Source organism: Pseudomonas sp. P39-UII1, assembly GCF_039672635.1.
Classification (GTDB): Bacteria; Pseudomonadota; Gammaproteobacteria; order Pseudomonadales; family Pseudomonadaceae; genus Aquipseudomonas.
Window position 1 is genome coordinate 237,447 of the sequence record NZ_JBDFPP010000002.1, and the last position, 18,113, is coordinate 255,559.

Genomic DNA, 18,113 nt, shown 5'->3' on the forward strand with positions numbered 1-18,113 from the left:
CGGAGTTCACAACTCAGCCTATTGATTTCAAGAAGTTTGCTGAAGGGTCAGGTGGCGCGTAGCGCCATGCAGATCAAACTGGAGGTTAGCTATGCAACCTAAGACTGAGGGCCCGGAAGAAAAAGGGCCAAGCGATGTCCCATTTATCAACGACCCTGAAAAGCCCACATCGCCGCCTCTGAATGATGCCGATGCTACGGACGCAGCAGAGGCGGAGGAAGGCATTCAAGACGACGCAGAGTCGATCTAGAGCCTAGGAGCTACGCATGGATACCTATCACCTGAGCCCAACCGCCGATGGTTGGGAACTCAAAAAAGCCGGCGCTGAACGTGCTTCGAAGCGTGCCGCCACCAAGCAAGAACTGGTTAGCTCACTGTCCGACTTCTTTCACGGCAAAACAGCATCGGTGAAGATCCACAAGGCGGCTGGCACCATCGAAGAAGAACGCACCTACCCGCGTTCTGCTGATCCGAGGCGTTCAAAAGGGTGACGCCTATCACTGCAGCCGAGCTTGGTATCGATGTCAGCGACCCGAGCGGCCACGGGCTGTACAAGTGGCTGCTCGCGAGCTTTTTGATCGGGAAGAGGATTCGTTCCTCTGTCGCGTTTGAAGCGTACCGAAATTTGGTTGATCGCCATGGGTTGGATACGCCTGAAAAATTGGCTGGCTGCTCCCATCGGGATCTCGTCAGGCTCTTGGGCCAGGCAGGTTATGCGCGGTACGACGAATCCACTGCGACCCGATTGCACGAGTTAGGTGTTGGCCTGGCTGCCGAGCTGGAATCTCGAACGAATGCTGTAGAGAGCGGGTCAATGAAGTCAGCTGAGTTCGACGCGTGGCTGCTCAGCTTCAAGGGCATAGGGCCGAAGACATTGGAAATCTTCAAGCGTGAAACTGTTCTGGGAGAAAAGTAATGCGTGTAGTTGGATGGCTTCTTACCGCGCTTGGCAGCGTTGGACTTTTGGTGGCTATGGGGCTGCTGGCCTTGTCCATGATGGGTAGCATTACAAACCCTGGACAACAGTTAATGGTGCCCCTGTGCACCGGTGCTTTCTCCGGCATATTAATCTTGGCGGTGAGACATCTCCGGTCTCGAAGTAAGCCACTCCTCCCAATTCTTCTTGCATCCTGACGGTTATCGCCTCAACGTTGCCAGGGCGATATGCCCCTCGTGTCAGCTCAATACGGCTGGCCGTATGCTTTACGAGGTGGTCTATCGGACTTCGGAGCAAGGAAGAGGGGCATGCCGAACCAAAATAGAGATCAAGCTGAGCAGTTGATAGCCGAGGTGCTAGCGGCGGCCTGCCTTGTGGTTGAAAGCGATGGAGGCTCTGCAAAAGATCGATGCCTCGTTCGGCGCGTCCTGCGATGTACGGATGATGTCCTACGCGCTCAGAAAATCACTGTGCATAGTCAAGCTGATGCTAGAGATCTTCAGTTGCCGAGCGCGGCGCAACAGGGCTACAGCGCCCTCGCAGTTCGAAAAGTAGTGATGAGAAGACGTGGCCGGCAGGTGGTGCTAGATCTAGCCCGCCTCCGTTCGTATAGAGACCTCATGAACGTGGGCAGATGGTGCAAATCCGCACTCCGAAGCAACCTTCTGAAGGCCTTCAAAATTCTTGGACAACCTGAGCTCTGCTGAGCCAGTCCGCCGTTAACCTGAATCACGGGGCACATCCCGTCATATAAGGGGTCGATAATCCGCTCGCCGGTGATGGCTTTGCCGCTTCGCTGCGCTATGGTGAGAACACCCCACAAATAAGACTAAAGTCGTAGGAGGTCGGCATGCGGATTCGCGGTGACGTTTTCTGGAAATGGGCAGACCCCCACGTATTGAAGTCGGCGTATAGCGGGTGGAATCACCTGGGTGGCGGCCAATAGGTCACCACCACCACCTTTTTGATCGGAGCTTTACGCTACCTGCCGTTCAGCAGGCTGCTGAGAGCAATTCCCTCGCCGAATCGGCGTCCCAGCTGCCCTTGGTGCGGGGTACGACCTCTACGACACCCATGGCAAAACACGACTGGCCTTGAACTACCCCACCCGGGCGGAAGCGGAGTACGACTGTGCAAGTCGAAATAGCCAGGAAGGCGCTAGCGGCGCTAGCTTAGTAGGATGTGGATAGCGAACCTGTCCCTGCTAAATAGCCTGCTGCTGCCATGCCTGAGGTGTCATCCCTACAGATCTCATAAACGTCCGACAGAAATGCGGCTGGTCGTAGAAGCCGCACTCTAGGGCGATCTCGGCGAGCATCATCGTCGATGCCTCCAGCAATTCTTTACTCTTCCTGAGCCGCTGCTCACGCAACCACTGTTGCGGAGAGACATGCGTGGATTCCTTGAACATTCGCGAGAAATGGCTGCGTGACAAGCCGCAGGCTTCGGCCAGTGCAGTGACCGTTATACCTATATCCAGATGATCCAACATCATTTGCTTGGCAGTGGTCACCTGCCAAGGTTTGAGCCGTCCCGTCCATTGAATCGCGACGGTGGCTATCACGATACCGTTAGCACTGTTCATGAGGATCAATTCATCCTGAAAATTTGGAGGTGGTTGATCCGGGCAGCGCGGTTCGCTGAAGCCTCTTCTATGGCTTCAGAATATTCCGTCTCGATGGTCTAGCCCGGATCAGCTGATTCCAGCCCCTGGTTGTCGATCAGAAACCAAGCCTGGGGCTGATAAGGTCTCAGATCGGCGCGGCCACGGGTGCCAAGGTGGGGCCGTGCTGAACGCGCTCTGGCGCTTTGTGCACCATGGTGTAGGCGTAGTCGACGCCCATGCCGTAAGCGCCTGAGTGTTCCTTGACCAGCTCCATCACCGCATCGTAGGTGTCACGGTTTTTCCAGTCGCGCTGCCACTCCAGCAGCACCTGTTGCCAGGTCACCGGCACCACACCTGCCTGGATCATGCGCTGCATGGCGTAGTCGTGGGCATCCTTGGTCGTGCCACCGGAAGCGTCGGCAACCATGTAGATCTCATAGCCTGCATCGTGCATGGCCGACAGTGCGAAGGTGGTGTTGCAGACCTCAGTCCACAGGCCCGAAACGATAATCTTGTTTCGACCGTTCTTCTTCAGCGCATCACGCACTTTCTGATCGTCCCAGGAGTTCATGGACGTGCGCTCAAGCAATGGAGCGTCAGGGAAGACCGCGAGCAGCTCGGGGTAGGTATGGCCGGAAAAACTCTCGGTTTCGACCGTGGTAAAGGTGGTCGGCACATTGAAGATCTTGGCTGCTTTGGCCAGGCCCACGGTGTTGTTTTTCAACGTCTGCCGGTCGATGCTCTGCACGCCAAAAGCCATTTGCGGTTGCTGATCAATGAAGATCAGCTGGCTGTTGAGCGGGGTCAAGACTTCAGTGTGTGGATTGCTCATTGTTCTTCCCTTTTGCTGAACGGTAGCGAGAGTTTTTCGGCGGGTCGTCGCCGAGTGCCATCACAAGATAGCGAAACACTCAGCGAAGCGGTGGCGCACTTTTGCGCCTTTGGAATCGCATTAATGCACCACAGAAAGCGTCCAATCCGGTGCTAGGATCTCGGCCAGTCGGATCACGTCGATCCATTTTTCGCCGAGGAGAAACCAATGGCTGCTTCACGACCTTTCAACGACGACACCGCCTACTGGGGCGTTTCATGGGAAGAGGCCTATGGCTATCCGCAAGCGCGACGAGTTGGGAACGAGATCTTCATCTCGGGACAGTTCAACCATGACGAAGAGGGCAATCTGGTAGCACCCGCGCCACTGGATGCTGACGGTCGTCCGAGCGATTTCTCGTCGATGGGCGAACAGATGCGGGTGTCCTACGACAACATTGCCAAGTTGTTGGCCTTGTATGGCGCCACGATGCAGGACGTCGTTGAAGAGACGCTGTATGTATTGGACATGGATGCAGCCTTTGCCGTTGTCGGCAAGGTGCGCAAGGCGGCGTATGGCACCGAGCGCCCGCAGGCGGCCAGCAATATCATCGGCGTATCGCGGCTCGCTCAGCGTCCACAACTGATCGAGATTGTGTGCCGTGCGGTGATCGGTGCCCAAGCCAAGTGACCTGCGCTCCGGGTTTCAGCTATGAAGCCGGGATGGCCTGCTGACCTTCGACCAGCGGTTTGAGGTCGGCCACAGCAGCCGCACAAAATGTCATGAATGCCTTCACCCGCCAGGACTTCCTGATGTCCTGGTGGGTAAGCAGCCAAAGCTCGTCCTGAAGCTCTTGCACCACTGGGCCTGCCCGAACCAACCCAGGGGTCATATCGCCCAGCATGCAGGGGAGGAAACCAAAACCGAGGCCCGCCGCAATTGCAGCGCTCGCTGCTGCGACCGAATCGGTGCGATAAGAGATTTGCTCCGGGGGCACCCGACATTCGACGTAGCTCGTTGCCTTCAAACCGCACAGGCCTCCCGAGTAGGACACCCACGGCTGGCCCTCAGCGAAAGGATCGGCAATTGCCGCCTGCTTGACGCTGCCATATGGCGCCCAGGCGATGTTGGCGAGCTTGCGACCCACAAGGGCATCTGCCGGTTTCTTGGTCGCGCGCACCGCGATGTCCGACTCGTCTCTCGCCAGGCTCAACGTCTGGTTGCCGACCAGCACTTCAATCGTGATCCCCTCATTGGCGGCTTTGAAGTCCGCGATGATCGGCGTAAGAAAGTACAGCAGCAGCGAGTCGCTGGTGGTAATTCGCAGTTTCCCCAAGGGGCCTTGGCCGGCACGAGAAACCCTGCGAGTGACGCTGACGATGTCCAGCTCAACGCGCTCGGCCAGTGCACGCAGCTCTGCACCTTCGGCGGTTAGCAAATACCCCGCCTTGCGATGATCGAACAGCGCAACCCCCAGCGTCTTCTCAACCTGCGCAACCCGCCGCGAGACGGTGGAGACATTGATGCCGAGCCTCTTGGCGGTAGCGGCGCGATTGCTACAGTCGCTCAGCGTTTTGATGATCCGCAAGTCGTCCCAAGACAGCTGGCTGACAGCTTCACCGACATCCCACTTAGGGCCATTGGCATTTGCAGGGACAGGCTGGGCACTTCCAGGTGACGGCTTCACGTAAATCATTCCGGGTAGGGAGGGCTGATGATACGAGAAGGGGCTTAGCCAACCAAGGTGTAACTTGGGGCATGTCAGGGGGGAAAAAGAAAACCCGCCGCTAGGCCTGTGCGAGCAGCGGATTATCAACCTTGCCCATACCCTCGCGGTGAGATGCCCCGTCGCTTTAATGCCTCCCTACACAAATCATCAGCAGGTTGACTGAGGCACCGCCTAAGACCGGAGCCAGGTAGAGTGCTTCGGCAGCCTCGGTAATCGAGGCTTTCGATCCTCTCGAATGGCCGGGCGCAGATTGGAGCGCAGGCTCGATTGAAAACCCTTCTCACACGTACAATCAAAAAAATTCAGAAGAGATGCTTGACCAGGGAGAACGACCGTTCTACTCTGGCTACATGGATAAGCCAATGACCGATACACGTGAAAAAATTCTGGCTACTGCCGAAAAGCTGATTTACGAAAATGGGATCCACGCCACTGGCATGGATCTCCTGGTAAAGACCTCTGGCGTAGCGCGTAAAAGTATTTATCGCTATTTCGCGAATAAAGACGATGTCGCAGCAGCGGCACTGAATGCGCGTGATGTACGCTGGATGCAGTGGTTCAGGAGTGAATGCGAAAAGGCGCAAACTCCACAAGAACGCATTCTTAGCATTTTTGATGTTTTAAAGTCCTGGTTTGAGTCTGAAGGTTTTCGCGGCTGTGCTTTTATTAACACTGCCGGAGAAGTGGGCGATGCAGATGACCCTATTCGGCAAATCGCAAAGCTGCATAAACAAAAGCTACTTGACTACACGCTAGAGCTTACTAAAGATTTAGGCGTCAAAGATCCGATTGTTTTGGCTAAGCAGTTTTTCGTGCTTATAGAGGGCACTATAACCGTGGCCCGGGTAATGGGTGATTTCACCGCCCTGGATAGTGCTAAAGAAATCGCTAACATTTTGCTCAAAGAAGTACCGCGCACAAGCGCTTAACGTTCCAGAACCGCTAATTCCACTGAACGATCCAAATGATTGGAGGCACCCTCATGTCCAACGAAACTGCTCGTCCGCCACTTCCTCCGTTCACTCGCGAATCGGCCATTGAAAAAGTCCGACTCGCTGAGGATGGTTGGAATACCCGCGAGCCCGAAAAAATCGCGCTCGCCTACACGCTGGACACCCAATGGCGAAACCGCGCCGAGTTTGCGACCAATCGCGAAGAAGCCCAGGGTTTCCTCACTCGTAAGTGGAAGAAGGAGCTGGACTACCGTCTGATCAAAGAGCTTTGGGCCTTCACCGACAACCGCATCGCCGTCCGTTATGCCTACGAGTGGCACGACGATTCGGGCAACTGGTTCCGCTCCTACGGCAACGAAAACTGGGAGTTTGAGGCAGATGGCTTGATGCATCGCCGCTTCGCCTGCATCAACGACATGCCCATCAAGGAAAGCGAGCGCAAGTTCCACTGGCCACTTGGGCGCCGTCCGGATGATCACCCAGGTCTGACTGAACTGGGTCTGTAATCGCTACACCTGCTTCAATATTGTAATAAGCCATTAGTGCAGGAATGTTATTTCTGATGCTAAGGGTGGTTTTCAGTCGCTCTCTTTTAATTCGTTTCACGTCTTTGAATATCGCGTCAGGCGGGCCTGGCTTCATTGGCCTGATTTAACGTCCTGCAATCGAATATGTTTATCCACTTAATTTGGAGGCATCACCATGTCCAACGCACAAGTTCGCCCGCCACTTCCTCCTTTTACTCGCGAATCGGCGATTGAAAAAGTCCGGCTCGCTGAAGATGGCTGGAATACCCGCGAGCCTGAAAAAATTGCGCTCGCCTATACCCTGGACACCCAATGGCGTAACCGCGCCGAGTTTGCAAACAATCGCGAAGAAGCCCAGGGTTTCCTAACTCGCAAATGGAAGAAGGAGCTGGACTACCGTCTGATCAAAGAACTCTGGGCATTCACCGACAACCGCATCGCCGTCCGTTACGCCTACGAGTGGCACGATGATTCAGGCAACTGGTTCCGCTCCTACGGCAACGAAAACTGGGAGTTTGAGGCAGATGGTCTGATGCACCGCCGCTTTGCCTGCATCAACGATATGCCTATCAAGGAAAGCGAGCGCAAGTTCCACTGGCCACTGGGTCGCCGGCCAGATGATCACCCAGGTTTGACTGAACTGGGTCTCTGAGCCGTGCAGAACCTGATCCTTCATAGCGGAAGGATCAGGTTTTTTGCTTCCCCACGGTGTCGACATGGTAGTCGCGCCGAAACCCACCGCAAGTGCCGTCTCCCTTCCCTGAGCGCCGAGCCGCGCCATCAGCCCGCGGGGCTATCTCACCCATCAAGACCGCTGGACACTTCTTTAGCCAGCTCGATGAAAACCCCCACCGCTGCACTCAGATAGGCTTCCTTTCGCCGTAAAAGAACGGCAGTTCGCTGCAAACGTTCTGGCTCCAGGGTGATGGCCACTAGGTCGTCATGAGCCAACGCAATTCTGGCAGGCAGCAACGTCGAAAGATGCGTTCGTCGAACGATCTCAATCACTGCCCCAAGAGCATTGACCTCCATCTGCACCTGAGGGCGAATCGCGTGTTTGCGGCAGTAGCGGTCGATTTGGTCACGAGTGGCAAACTCTGTACTGAGCAGAACCAGAGACTCAACACTCAGGCCTTTCGATGTAATTGCCCGCTCCTCGGCCAAACGGTGTTTTCGGTTCACCACTAGAGCGAGCGTTTCGTTCAGCAAGGGGATGGCTTCAATGTCCGGTGTATTTATTTCATCGAACGCGATCCCTACGTCCAGTTCTCCTGCCAAAAGCAATTCCTCGATGCGCTCTTGGGAGATCTCTTTCAGGTTGACGGTGATTTTGGGATGCCTGGAGTGAAATGCCTCGATCAGCGGCCCCACCAGATAGGTCGTGAATGTTGGCGTTACGGCAATGCGTAATGAGCCACGGCTGAGGTCGCTCACGTCATGGATAGCGTTCTTAGCTTCCCGCAACTCCTGATGCGCACGGCGTGCATAGAGAAGGTAGACATCGCCTGCGTCTGTCAGCCGCGTTGTGCGCCCTGAGCGGTCGAACAATTGGGCTCCAAGACTTTCTTCCAACTGCCTTACTTGCTGCGAAAGGGCCGGCTGAGAGACATGCAGAGCCGCTGCAGCTTTCGTGAAACTGAGATGTTCAGCAACCGCCAGGAAATACTGGATGTGTCGAGCGAGCATAAGTTGATCCATAAGATTATCTGATCTACTGCATAATAAATGAGACTTTTACCTTATGTCATGTGTTGCTTAATCTTTGTCTCACACCCAGCGACATTGAGACAGCAACCATGAAAGCGATCATCGACGGTTTTCTGAAATTCCAGCAAAACGCCTTTCCTGAGCGAGTCAAACTGTTCAAGGACTTGGCCAACCAGCAGAGCCCGAAGGCGCTGTTCATCTCCTGCTCAGACAGCCGACTGGTGCCTGAACTGGTCACTCAGCGCGAGCCAGGCGATCTGTTTGTAATTCGTAACGCCGGCAACATCGTGCCGTCGTATGGCCCAGAGCCTGGCGGCGTTTCGGCCTCGGTCGAATACGCGGTGGCCGGACTCGACGTCGCAGACATCGTGATCTGCGGTCACTCGGACTGCGGAGCGATGACCGCTATCGCAACCTGCAAGTGCCTGGATCACATGCCTGCTGTAGCCGGTTGGTTGCGTTACGCCGACTCGGCCAAGGTGGTTAACGAAGCCCGTCAGCACCTCGATAAGCCCAGCAAAGTCGCTTCCATGGTGCGCGAAAACGTCATCGCACAACTGGCCAACATTCAGACCCACCCATCCGTTCGCCTGGCGCTCGAAGAAGGTCGCGTCACGCTGCATGGCTGGATCTATGACATCGAAACCGGGCGTATCGATGCCTTTGATGGCAGCACCGGCACCTTCGTGTCTCTCGCCGAAAACCCTGAAGTTCACGCCGTATCCCAACAAGCCAGGCACGTTGCCTGAAACCTATACCTGCACCTTTACCTACCCAGGAGATTCACCATGATCCAGACTCAAGCTACTCGCACCGCTCGCCAGGAACTGACCGAAATCATCATCCTGGCCAAGGCCCGCAAGGATCTTTCCTTCGCCGAAATCGTTGATGGCACCGGCCTGTCCGAAGCCTTCGTCACTGCAGCCCTGCTTGGCCAGCACCCACTGCCTGAAAGCGCCGCCAAGGTCGTAGGTGAAAAGCTCGACCTGGATGCTGATCAAGTCACTCTGCTGCAATCGATGCCAATTCGTGGCAGCTTCTTCGACGGCGTACCGAGCGATCCGACCATCTACCGCTTCTACGAGATGATGTCGGTGTACGGCACCACCCTCAAAGCGCTGGTTCACGAGAAGTTCGGTGACGGCATCATCAGCGCCATCAACTTTAAGCTGGATATCAAGAAAGTCGAAGACCCGGACGGTGGCCACCGCGCTGTGATCACCCTGGACGGCAAGTACCTGCCTACCAAGCCTTTCTGATGCCACTCAGCCCGGCGTCAGAACTGCGCCGGGCTAGCCCCCAACCCTTTACTCCGACCGAGCGCCGTATGAGTGCGCTGGCCTCCTTACGCCCCCAATACAGGTGATTGCTATGAAGCTGTTACTCGTTTTGTTCCTCGGCTGCCTTGGTTCTGTCGCTATGGCCGACGACCAGGTTACTCAGACTGCGCAGCTTACAGTGGAGCCCTATCGCTACGCTCAGCACCTCGATATCGCGCACGTTGTGGCTGTTACCCCGGTACCTAATGTCTGCGATGTGGTGCCAATGCAGCTGACTTACGACGATTCCAAAGGCGACCGTCACATCATGGAGTACCGCGTTATAGGGAATGGTTGTTCCAACAACTAACCCACGACCCACCGACTACCGGCCCATCGCCAAGGAACTTGAACCATGAAGTTGTCACGCACACTCACCGCCGGCCTTCTTGCCATTGCCGTTAACAGTGCATTCGCTGCGGGTGGCCCTGGTGTCGAAACCACCACCCAGGCCTTTCTTCAAGCCCTGGAAGCAGGCGGTGGTAAACCGCTGGAAACCCTCTCGCCGAAAAACGCACGCGCCGTGCTGAGCGGTGCCCAGGCCAGCGTGAAGGTAGATCTCGCGGGTATCCAGGTCGAGCGTCGGAGCATCGAGGTAGAGGGCAGAAGCCTGGATATTCGGGTTATACGTCCAGAAGGGGCAGAGGGTGACTTGCCTGTGTTCATGTTCTTCCATGGCGGGGGTTGGGTGCTTGGTGATTATCCCACCCATGAACGCCTGATCCACGACCTGGTAGTAGGGTCTGGTGCGGCAGCGGTTTACGTCGACTACACGCCGTCGCCGGAAGCGAAGTTCACCACAGCGATCAATCAAGCTTACGGCGCCACACGCTGGGTTGCCGAACACGGTAAGCAGATTGGTGTCGATGGAAGCCGTCTCGCGGTTGTGGGAAATAGTGTCGGTGGGAACATGGCCGCTGTGGTTGCGATCAAGGCCAAAGAGGCCGGCACCCCCAAACTGCGTTTCCAGGCGCTCTTGTGGCCGGTGACGGATGCAGACTTCAGCAGCGGCTCTTACAACCGCTTCGCCGAAGGTCACTTCCTTACTCGTGGCATGATGAAATGGTTCTGGGACAACTACACCACCGATCCGGAACAGCGACGCGACATACACGCCTCACCACTGCGCGCTACCTTGGAGCAGCTGCAAGGCCTACCACCAGCTTTGGTACAGACTGCCGAAATGGATGTACTGCGGGACGAGGGTGAAGCTTACGCCCGTAAGCTCAATGCGGCAGGCGTGCCGGTTACTGCCGTTCGATACAACGGCATGATCCATGACTACGGCCTACTCAACGTACTCGCCCAGGTACCCAGTGTCCGCGATGCGATGAATCAAGCCGCGCTGGCGATCAAGCAGCACCTGAAGTAATCGCAAAACCAGTCGAAGACAGCCAGTCAGATAGCGAATGCTACTGCTCCGCTTGGCCTCCATATGTGAACTAGGCAGTAAGCGGAGCGCACCGGCCCCGGAGGGGTCAGAGGCGTGCGGAGGGAAGCCCGGAGGGCCGCAACCTTGCGGTTTACGACAGCCGTCCCATCACGAGCACGTCCAGTCTCGTCTTCCTGTTGTAGCCATGCGTATTGAACCTCTACCACCTTTGCAGACGCTTATCGCGTTTGAAGCGGCTGAGGAGACCTCATACCCATGGCTGTGCCACATCGCCATTTCGTTGGCATCCACCCTGGTGATTCCACTCGCGTACATCGACTTCAGAACCCAGGAAAGGCGCGCCAAGTCACTTCTGAAGTCGCTCAACGCATCGGGGCTCTGAACCCATTCCGTCAGTCATACGATCATCATCGGTCGGGTAACGGGGCAGGGGGGACTTGCTGTTTAAGCAGGGCGGCTCTTTGCCTCCAAAGCGCCCGATACGCGTTCAACTCGGAAATTTCATTGACCAAGGTAATGCACCACTCAGATCCCAATGAGTGCTGACTCTGCCGCACTGGATTGCCCCTCTGTCAGCAAGTGCGCATATTCTTCATGTGCCGCAGGCCAGGATCTCTCTACTAATTTCTACAGGAATATACATCTATAGCTGCAAGTTGTTTCTTGATTGCACCTAACTTGGCACAGTATTCCCAGTCAGGCTACGAACTTGGATTTGCCAGCCCGAGATTTTTTTCACATGAAATTTTTGTAAAATGACCAATAGCTCAACCTAGTGCATGAACTTGGGGCGTCATAAAAGGGTGCCCACGTGCCGTCGCGTAGCTTACATAACTCCGCGTCGGTCGGGTGGGCTGCTGGAGCTCCAACCTATTGCGAATCTCGAATTTCGTTGGTTACTAACGCAAGACACTCAGATAGCAATCGAGTGGTATCGGAAACTCTGTAGCTGAGGATGATGGGGGACACCGCTTCGGGCTCGGTTATAGGGCAGAATGTGATGTCTTCACGCTTCTGATGTTGTACGGATGCTGGAACTAAAGTTATTCCGAGACCGGCTGCTACCAAGCCGATAGCCGTCTGAAGCTCATTGGCCCACTGGCCGACTTCAATAGCCAGCCCGTGATTGGAAAACAATGCCATCACGTGATCCGCGTAACTGGGCCTGGGGGACGCTGGATAGAGAACAAAAGGATATTGCGCAAGCTCTACAAGGCTTACCGCGTCACCTGACAAAGGGTGTCCGGTTGGCAGCACTGCAACTAATGGCTCCTCTCTAAGCACCTCTTGGTGAATGGCTGGATCATTGACTCTTATGCGACCAAAGCCTAGATCAATCCTTCCTGCCTTTAAAGCCTCAAGCTGCTCCAAAGTGGTCATCTCTACCAAGCTGACCTCCAAGTCACTATTTTTTCTTAGCGTCCTAATAAGGCCAGGAAGCTTGTCAAATAGAGTTGACGGTGCAAAGCCGATGCCTATCCATCGTTTTTGACCATCGCCTATTCGTCTAGTTTGGATTGCGAGGTTCTCGAGTTGTCTGAGGAGCACTGAGCTCTGCTCATAAAAAAAACGACCAGCATCGGTCAGCCTCAAGGGGCGTTCTCGAATGACAAGCTGGGTATCGAGCATCTCTTCAAGCTGAATGATCTGACGGCTGAGGGGTGGCTGAGCGATATTGAGTTGTTCTGCAGCACGAGTGAAATTTAACGTTTGAGCCAGCGCGATGAAGTAGCGAAGGTGACGGAGCTCCATGATACCTCCAGGGTATGATCGAAGACGGAAACGATATTGGACTATAAGCGGGCAAAAGCGCAAGGTCGACTAAGCCGTTCGCGCGAGGATGTGTATCGCGGGACAATATTAAGCATGCCTAGAGAAATTGCTATGAGCCTGGCTTCAATCGAAAAAATCGAAGCGATACTTATCGACCTTCCGACTATCAGGCCGCACAAGCTGGCGATGCATACGATGCAGAAGCAGACCTTAGTGATAATCCGTATCGTCTGCTCTGATGGTGTCGTAGGCGTCGGTGAGTCTACAACCATTGGTGGACTTTCATATGGATACGAAAGTCCTGAAAGTATTAAGAAAAATATCGATACCTACCTCGGCCCTGCTTTGGTCGGCATGGATGCTGGAAACGTTAACGCAGCAATGCTGCATCTGGATAAAATTGCCAAAGGAAACACGTTCGCAAAATCAGGATTGGAAACGGCCTTGTTGGATGCATTGGGGAAGCGAGTTGGGATGCCAGTGAGTGAGCTTCTCGGGGGAAGAGTTCGCGACTCACTCGAAGTGGCTTGGACACTGGCAAGCGGAAACACTGCCCAAGACATCGCCGAAGCGGAGACGATGCTTGAAAAGCGACGGCATCGGATATTCAAGATCAAGATCGGCGCTAATGCTGTTGATCACGATCTTCGCCATGTTATTGCGATTAAGCGCGAGCTAGGTGAGCGGGCTAGCGTCCGTGTAGATGTTAACCAATATTGGGACGAATCTCAGGCAGTCCGCGCATGCGGGATACTTGGCGATAACGGCATTGACCTCATCGAACAACCTATTTCTCGCGCTAATACTTCAGGTCAAGTACGCCTGAATAGATCAAGCCCTGTGCCAATCATGGCGGATGAATCCATAGAGAGTGTTGATGATGCTTTTAAGCTAGCATCCCAGGGTGCTGCTAGCGTGTTCGCGTTAAAAATTGCAAAGAATGGCGGGCCACGTGCTGTGCTGCGAACGGCTCAAATTGCAGAGGCCGCGGGAATTGCGCTATATGGCGGCACTATGCTGGAAGGCTCTATAGGTACGATAGCCTCTGCACATGCTTTTCTGACGTTGCGCCAACTTACGTGGTCTACTGAACTATTTGGCCCGTTATTACTGACGGAAGATATCATCCAGTCACCACTTGAATTCCGAGATTTTGAATTGCACGTACCGCGTACGCCGGGGCTTGGTATTGCCCTTGACGAGGAGCGGCTCGCTAGATTTGCTCGCCAATAAACCGGAGAAAGAAATGCTTTTTCACGTAAAGATGATCGTGCAATTACCCCAAAGCATGGCTCCAGAGAAAGCAGCCCAGTTAAAGGCTTCAGAAAAGGAGTTGGCTCAGCGCTTGCAGCGCGAAGGAAAGTGGCGACACCTTTGGAGGATTGCTGGGCAGTACGCAAACTTCAGTGTATTTGATGTGTCCAGTATTGATGAGCTACACGACACGTTGATGCAGTTACCATTGTTTCCATACATGGTAATCGAAATAGATGCGATGTGTCGGCATCCGTCTTCAGTTCGTGATGATGATAAATAGAAACTAATAAAAATAGAGGTGGCAATATGAGCACTAAGATCTCGCAAACTGCTGAAGTCCAGTCATTTTTCAAACAAGTGGTTGGTCTCGATAACGACGCCGGCAGTCCGAGGATGAAGCAGGTTCTGCTTCGCGTATTACAGGACTGTGCGACGTTGATCGAGGACTTGAAGGTTACAGACGACGAGTTTTGGAAGGCGGTTGATTATCTGAATCGCATGGGTACAAATCAGGAGGCGGGGCTGCTGGTGGCTGGGCTTGGCTTGGAGCACTTCCTCGATCTCCTGCAGGATGCTCGCGACCATGAGGCTGGCGCAGCTGGAGGAACGCCTCGGACGATTGAGGGGCCTCTCTACGTCGCCGGCGCTCCCAAGAGTGAAGGCTTCGCCCGGATGGATGATGGTACGGATCCTGGAACCGTAATGATGCTACACGGACAAGTGACAGATACCGAGGGTACGCCGATCGCGGGTGCTACCGTTGACGTTTGGCATGCAAGTACGAAGGGTACGTACTCATACTTCGATCAAGCCCAGTCCGACTACAACCTGCGTCGAAGAATAGTCACCGACGAGAGTGGATACTATAAAGCGCGTAGCATTGTGCCCAGTGGCTACGGCTGCCCAGAGCAAGGTACGACCCAAGAGGTGTTGAACTACCTTGGCCGTCACGGGAATCGACCAGCGCATATCCACTTCTTCATATCGGCGCCTGGTCATAGGCATTTGACAACGCAAATTAACTTCCAAGGTGACGAGTATCTGTGGGATGATTTTGCATATGCAACTCGAGAGGGATTAATTGGCGAGCTGCGATTTATCGACGATAGCAGTCGGGCTAAGGAATTCGCGCTTGACGTAGAAAAGTTTGCAGAGCTAAAGTTTGATTTTCAGGTGCTGAAAGTTACCGAGTCTGAATCCGAGCAGCGCAGCAAGCGCCCACGGGCACTGCAGCAGGTGTAAGATCTTCAGCTGCCGCAATGCGCAGTCATGAAGAAATCCGGGGAGCCACCACGCATGTGCTCCCCGGGTTTTTAATTAATAAAATGCACTGTAATCTCGGGTGCCGTACCTCGCTGAGTGTTAGTAAGTGCTGGTGATCGGTATTACGTTAATTGATATATTATAACGTAGGTTTTTTGTATTCTGTCGCTTGGTGAGTAATGTTTATCCACCTGTCCCCCTGTAGCTTCCAGGCTCTTGTGAATCTCGCGTATTTAGTTGGCTGAGGTACACCGTGCACCACGATGTCATTGTGGTAGTCGCCGGAAGCTATGGCTATGTTACCTTCAGCGATCACTTCAATTCGGTCAATTACGAAGCTATTGAACCTGTAATCAGAGTCGATAAGCCCTTGTAGAAATTGCTCGCGGGTCCTGAGTTTCCCATTGCTCTCAATGTGGATGTAGTCTGGAGCGGTCATCTTTCTCAATCTGCCAACATCCACTTTTACCAACGCTTCTGAGCGAGCTGCCTCAGCAGCGAGCACTTGCATCTCTACCTGACGATTTGAATTTTCCATACTAGCGGCTGTTGTAATAATCAATGAAGCAGCAAGCCCAGTCGAAAGGTGCACTCGACGAGATTTGTAAAACCTAAACATGATTGCTCCAAGAGAGGATAATGGGCCAAGCGTTCAGATATTAGAGGCTTGATTAGCCAGTCTTGAGCGCCGATTTAAATTGAGGGGTGCAGAGATATTACATTTAGTGACTGAGTGTCACCTGGAGAGGAAATGGGGGCTAGCAGCGGACTATAGGATCGTATAGTTGGTGAGCTGTAGTGGTCAGCCCAATCCTTGGGCATCGACCACATATGACTAACTACGTTTTTTAAAAACGGAAGACTGCCTGCAGCCAAAGCTTATCACCTTCAGCCCTGTTTACAACACTAGACTCATGTTGCCATTTGGCTACAAATCCCCAAGCAGGAGTTTGATATTTAATCGCAGGGCCGATGGCAAATGCGCGGCCTTTGTTACCCTCATTTTGCCCGGTATAGTTGTCTTGGTCATCACCGGTGATTTGCTTATAGAAATAACCACTGACGCCCACCTGCAGCGTGGGGGTAATGTTGTACCCGATGTTGTAGTCGACGTTAAATTCATCACCCGATTTGTAATGCGTCGCGCTGTTCTCCTTGTTGATAATGTACAGCGCCTTGGCGCTGACTTCCAGGTTCTTGATCGGATAGGCGGTAATACCGTACCAAGGAGCGAACGACCAGTAATTTCGGCCGGGGTTGAATAGCCGATCCTCATCGTAGGATCCGGTAGGGGTAAAGATATCGACGGCCACAATTTGGCTGAGACCTGGTGAGCTCCAGCCCAGGAGCAAAGGTACAAGGGTGATGTCGCCGATACCTTCCTGTTTGTCGCTGCGGTGCACACGTCCGGCAGGGGTATCTACATCGAAGCTCACCTTACCCTTCACAAAGGGTACGATGAAACGGCTAGAGAGCGTCGCACCCAACAGCGAATAATCCGAATAGACGTAGTCAAAACGCATGGAGAGCGCTTTTACGTTCAAGTCGAAATCGTGGATGTTAGGTTTTTCCGAACCGTCATTTCCCATCGTCTTATCCGCTTTGTATTCGGATACATAGATGAAGTTCGTGAGCCCTGGAGGCGGCAGTTTTCCGGACAGTACGGTGTTTACGCCCAATGGATAGGTTGAGCCACCACCTTCTGTGGCATGTGCGGGCGCAGATGTGACGATCAAACCAAGAGCTAGACCTACAGGCGTGAGAATGCGCTGTGCAACACAAGGTATGTGTTTCATTGTTATGCCCTACATATGTTTGTTTTTATTTTAAAGCAGAGTCTGATAGAGCTTTATGGTGCGAGTTAACGCGGGTCTAAGCCCGCGCATTTTTTTAAACGATTTTGTTTTCGAGCGTGCCTAACCCTTCAATCCAAACGGTGAATACGTCTCCGCGTTGAATGAAGGTTTGTTTTTCCATACCTACCCCGGCGGGGGTGCCGGTCAAAATGATGTCGCCAGGGAAGAGCTCGATACGCTGACTGATGTACGCAATCTGGTCAGCAATCGTATAGAGATGATTTGAGGTATTTGAATCTTGCTGGATCTCACCGTTTCGCCAAAGCTTGATGGCAAGATTTTCAGGGGATTCAACAAACTGTGCAGGCGTCAACAGAGGGCCTACAGGGCAGGAACCGTTGAAGGTCTTATGTCCGATCCAATCGAAGCGGAAAGGTGAGCTCTCGTCTACTTGCGGGCGTTTCAAGTGATCGCGAGCTGAGAGATCGTTCGCGCAGCTATAGCCGGCAACGTGGTCAAGCGCCTCCTCCACCGATACCTTGTCAGCACGCTTGCCAATGAAGACCGCCAGTTCAGCCTCCCAGTCGAGCATGTGGGTGTTTGAAGGGAAGTCGATGACTTGGGCGTGTGCAGCCAACGAACCTCGGCTTGCCTTGATGAAATGCCAAGGTGGAATGCCCTCACTTTTCGGATCCGCGCAAAGGTTCATGTTAAGCGCTTTAGCCATCGCTTCCACATGATCACGGTAGTTGGCGCCAGCTCCGTAAATCGTGCCCGGGCGTGTCAGCAGCGGGGCGTAACGGAGTTTTATAGGCGGGATTTCATGAGCTACATAACCCTGAGGCCATCCAGTAATATCCTTGGCGAGTGAGCCGAGCCAAAGATTGGCTTCCTCCCAGCGCTCAAGAATTTCATCCAGCGTGACGTTTGCTGCAGACGAGCAAGCGCCCTGGAGATCATATGCGGCATCCCCCACCACGATGCCGGGAGCGACAGTGGCGCCGTCTGTGAAATAATTGAATAGTTGATATTTCATATGTCA

General features: G+C 53.9%; 21 protein-coding genes. 13 read left to right on the plus strand and 8 right to left on the minus strand.

Translation table 11 applies throughout. The annotated features are described in order from the left end of the window. The first annotated feature begins 266 nt into the window (after positions 1-266). Both ABEH27_RS03785 and ABEH27_RS03790 read left to right on the plus strand, forming a co-directional pair. Positions 267-491, plus strand: coding sequence for a DUF2188 domain-containing protein (locus tag ABEH27_RS03785; RefSeq protein ID WP_346612276.1), 225 nt, complete (start codon positions 267-269; stop codon positions 489-491). Continuing rightward, the gene (locus ABEH27_RS03790; RefSeq protein WP_346612277.1) at positions 488-916 is read left to right on the plus strand and encodes a DNA methylase; all 429 of its coding nucleotides are present in this window, start codon (positions 488-490) and stop codon (positions 914-916) included. Before ABEH27_RS03785 ends, ABEH27_RS03790 begins: the two co-directional genes overlap by 4 nt. A 1,225-nt stretch (positions 917-2,141) precedes the next feature. Here ABEH27_RS03790 and ABEH27_RS03795 read toward each other — a convergent pair. Beyond that, positions 2,142-2,522 (minus strand): AraC family transcriptional regulator, encoded by a 381-nt coding sequence (locus ABEH27_RS03795; RefSeq protein WP_346612278.1) that lies wholly within the window; start codon positions 2,520-2,522, stop codon positions 2,142-2,144. A gap of 166 nt (positions 2,523-2,688) precedes the next feature. Beyond that, complete coding sequence (locus ABEH27_RS03800) at positions 2,689-3,375, minus strand: hydrolase (RefSeq protein WP_346612279.1); 687 nt, start codon at positions 3,373-3,375, stop codon at positions 2,689-2,691. 207 nt (positions 3,376-3,582) lie between these two features. Here ABEH27_RS03800 and ABEH27_RS03805 point away from each other — a divergent pair, with 207 nt between their 5' ends. Beyond that, positions 3,583-4,044 (plus strand): RidA family protein, encoded by a 462-nt coding sequence (locus tag ABEH27_RS03805; RefSeq protein WP_019471974.1) that lies wholly within the window; start codon positions 3,583-3,585, stop codon positions 4,042-4,044. Positions 4,045-4,063: 19 nt separating this feature from the next. Here the strand turns inward: ABEH27_RS03805 and ABEH27_RS03810 are convergent, their stop codons facing one another. Continuing rightward, complete coding sequence (locus ABEH27_RS03810) at positions 4,064-5,050, minus strand: LysR family transcriptional regulator (protein WP_258908900.1); 987 nt, start codon at positions 5,048-5,050, stop codon at positions 4,064-4,066. A 395-nt stretch (positions 5,051-5,445) separates the two neighbouring features. On the opposite strand from ABEH27_RS03810, the gene ABEH27_RS03815 reads away from it, so the two are divergent. The 3 genes from ABEH27_RS03815 to ABEH27_RS03825 all read left to right on the plus strand — a co-directional run bounded on the left by ABEH27_RS03815 (position 5,446) and on the right by ABEH27_RS03825 (position 7,215). Further along, on the plus strand, positions 5,446-6,012 hold the full coding sequence (locus ABEH27_RS03815) for a TetR family transcriptional regulator (RefSeq protein ID WP_207911607.1): 567 nt from the start codon (positions 5,446-5,448) through the stop codon (positions 6,010-6,012). 53 nt (positions 6,013-6,065) lie between these two features. Further along, positions 6,066-6,542, plus strand: a complete 477-nt coding sequence (locus tag ABEH27_RS03820) for a nuclear transport factor 2 family protein (RefSeq protein WP_132841733.1) — start codon at positions 6,066-6,068, stop codon at positions 6,540-6,542. Between the two features lie 196 nt (positions 6,543-6,738). Beyond that, positions 6,739-7,215, plus strand: coding sequence for a nuclear transport factor 2 family protein (locus ABEH27_RS03825; RefSeq protein WP_019471978.1), 477 nt, complete (start codon positions 6,739-6,741; stop codon positions 7,213-7,215). A gap of 146 nt (positions 7,216-7,361) precedes the next feature. Here the strand turns inward: ABEH27_RS03825 and cynR are convergent, their stop codons facing one another. Then, positions 7,362-8,249, minus strand: coding sequence for a transcriptional regulator CynR (cynR, locus tag ABEH27_RS03830; protein WP_346612280.1), 888 nt, complete (start codon positions 8,247-8,249; stop codon positions 7,362-7,364). Between the two features lie 110 nt (positions 8,250-8,359). On the opposite strand from cynR, the gene ABEH27_RS03835 reads away from it, so the two are divergent. From ABEH27_RS03835 to ABEH27_RS03850, 4 genes are all read left to right on the plus strand, one after another. Beyond that, positions 8,360-9,019 carry a carbonic anhydrase gene (locus ABEH27_RS03835; RefSeq protein ID WP_346612281.1) on the plus strand — a complete coding sequence of 220 codons (660 nt, stop codon included), beginning with the start codon at positions 8,360-8,362 and terminating at the stop codon, positions 9,017-9,019. 39 nt (positions 9,020-9,058) lie between these two features. Further along, positions 9,059-9,529 (plus strand): cyanase, encoded by a 471-nt coding sequence (gene cynS, locus ABEH27_RS03840; protein ID WP_019471981.1) that lies wholly within the window; start codon positions 9,059-9,061, stop codon positions 9,527-9,529. Between the two features lie 112 nt (positions 9,530-9,641). Further along, positions 9,642-9,899, plus strand: a complete 258-nt coding sequence (locus ABEH27_RS03845; protein WP_132841725.1) for a DUF2790 domain-containing protein — start codon at positions 9,642-9,644, stop codon at positions 9,897-9,899. A 45-nt stretch (positions 9,900-9,944) separates the two neighbouring features. Then, on the plus strand, positions 9,945-10,961 hold the full coding sequence (locus ABEH27_RS03850; RefSeq protein WP_346612282.1) for an alpha/beta hydrolase: 1,017 nt from the start codon (positions 9,945-9,947) through the stop codon (positions 10,959-10,961). A gap of 891 nt (positions 10,962-11,852) precedes the next feature. Here the strand turns inward: ABEH27_RS03850 and ABEH27_RS03855 are convergent. Further along, complete coding sequence (locus ABEH27_RS03855; protein WP_346612283.1) at positions 11,853-12,734, minus strand: LysR family transcriptional regulator; 882 nt, start codon at positions 12,732-12,734, stop codon at positions 11,853-11,855. Positions 12,735-12,866: 132 nt separating this feature from the next. On the opposite strand from ABEH27_RS03855, the gene ABEH27_RS03860 reads away from it, so the two are divergent. The 3 genes from ABEH27_RS03860 to catA are packed head-to-tail and all read left to right on the plus strand — an operon-like array spanning position 12,867 to position 15,254. Next, a complete protein-coding gene (locus ABEH27_RS03860; RefSeq protein WP_346612529.1) occupies positions 12,867-13,988 on the plus strand; it encodes a muconate cycloisomerase family protein in 1,122 nt (373 codons plus the stop codon). A 13-nt stretch (positions 13,989-14,001) separates the two neighbouring features. Further along, complete coding sequence (catC, locus tag ABEH27_RS03865) at positions 14,002-14,292, plus strand: muconolactone Delta-isomerase (protein WP_346612284.1); 291 nt, start codon at positions 14,002-14,004, stop codon at positions 14,290-14,292. Between the two features lie 26 nt (positions 14,293-14,318). After that, positions 14,319-15,254, plus strand: coding sequence for a catechol 1,2-dioxygenase (catA, locus tag ABEH27_RS03870; RefSeq protein WP_346612285.1), 936 nt, complete (start codon positions 14,319-14,321; stop codon positions 15,252-15,254). Between the two features lie 160 nt (positions 15,255-15,414). On the opposite strand, the gene ABEH27_RS03875 is transcribed toward catA, so the two are convergent. From ABEH27_RS03875 to ABEH27_RS03885, 3 genes are all read right to left on the minus strand, one after another. Next, on the minus strand, positions 15,415-15,894 hold the full coding sequence (locus ABEH27_RS03875; RefSeq protein WP_346612286.1) for a nuclear transport factor 2 family protein: 480 nt from the start codon (positions 15,892-15,894) through the stop codon (positions 15,415-15,417). Positions 15,895-16,123: 229 nt separating this feature from the next. After that, the gene (locus ABEH27_RS03880; protein ID WP_346612287.1) at positions 16,124-17,071 is read right to left on the minus strand and encodes a transporter; all 948 of its coding nucleotides are present in this window, start codon (positions 17,069-17,071) and stop codon (positions 16,124-16,126) included. A gap of 94 nt (positions 17,072-17,165) precedes the next feature. Then, on the minus strand, positions 17,166-18,107 hold the full coding sequence (locus tag ABEH27_RS03885; RefSeq protein WP_346612288.1) for a fumarylacetoacetate hydrolase family protein: 942 nt from the start codon (positions 18,105-18,107) through the stop codon (positions 17,166-17,168). Positions 18,108-18,113 lie beyond the last annotated feature (6 nt).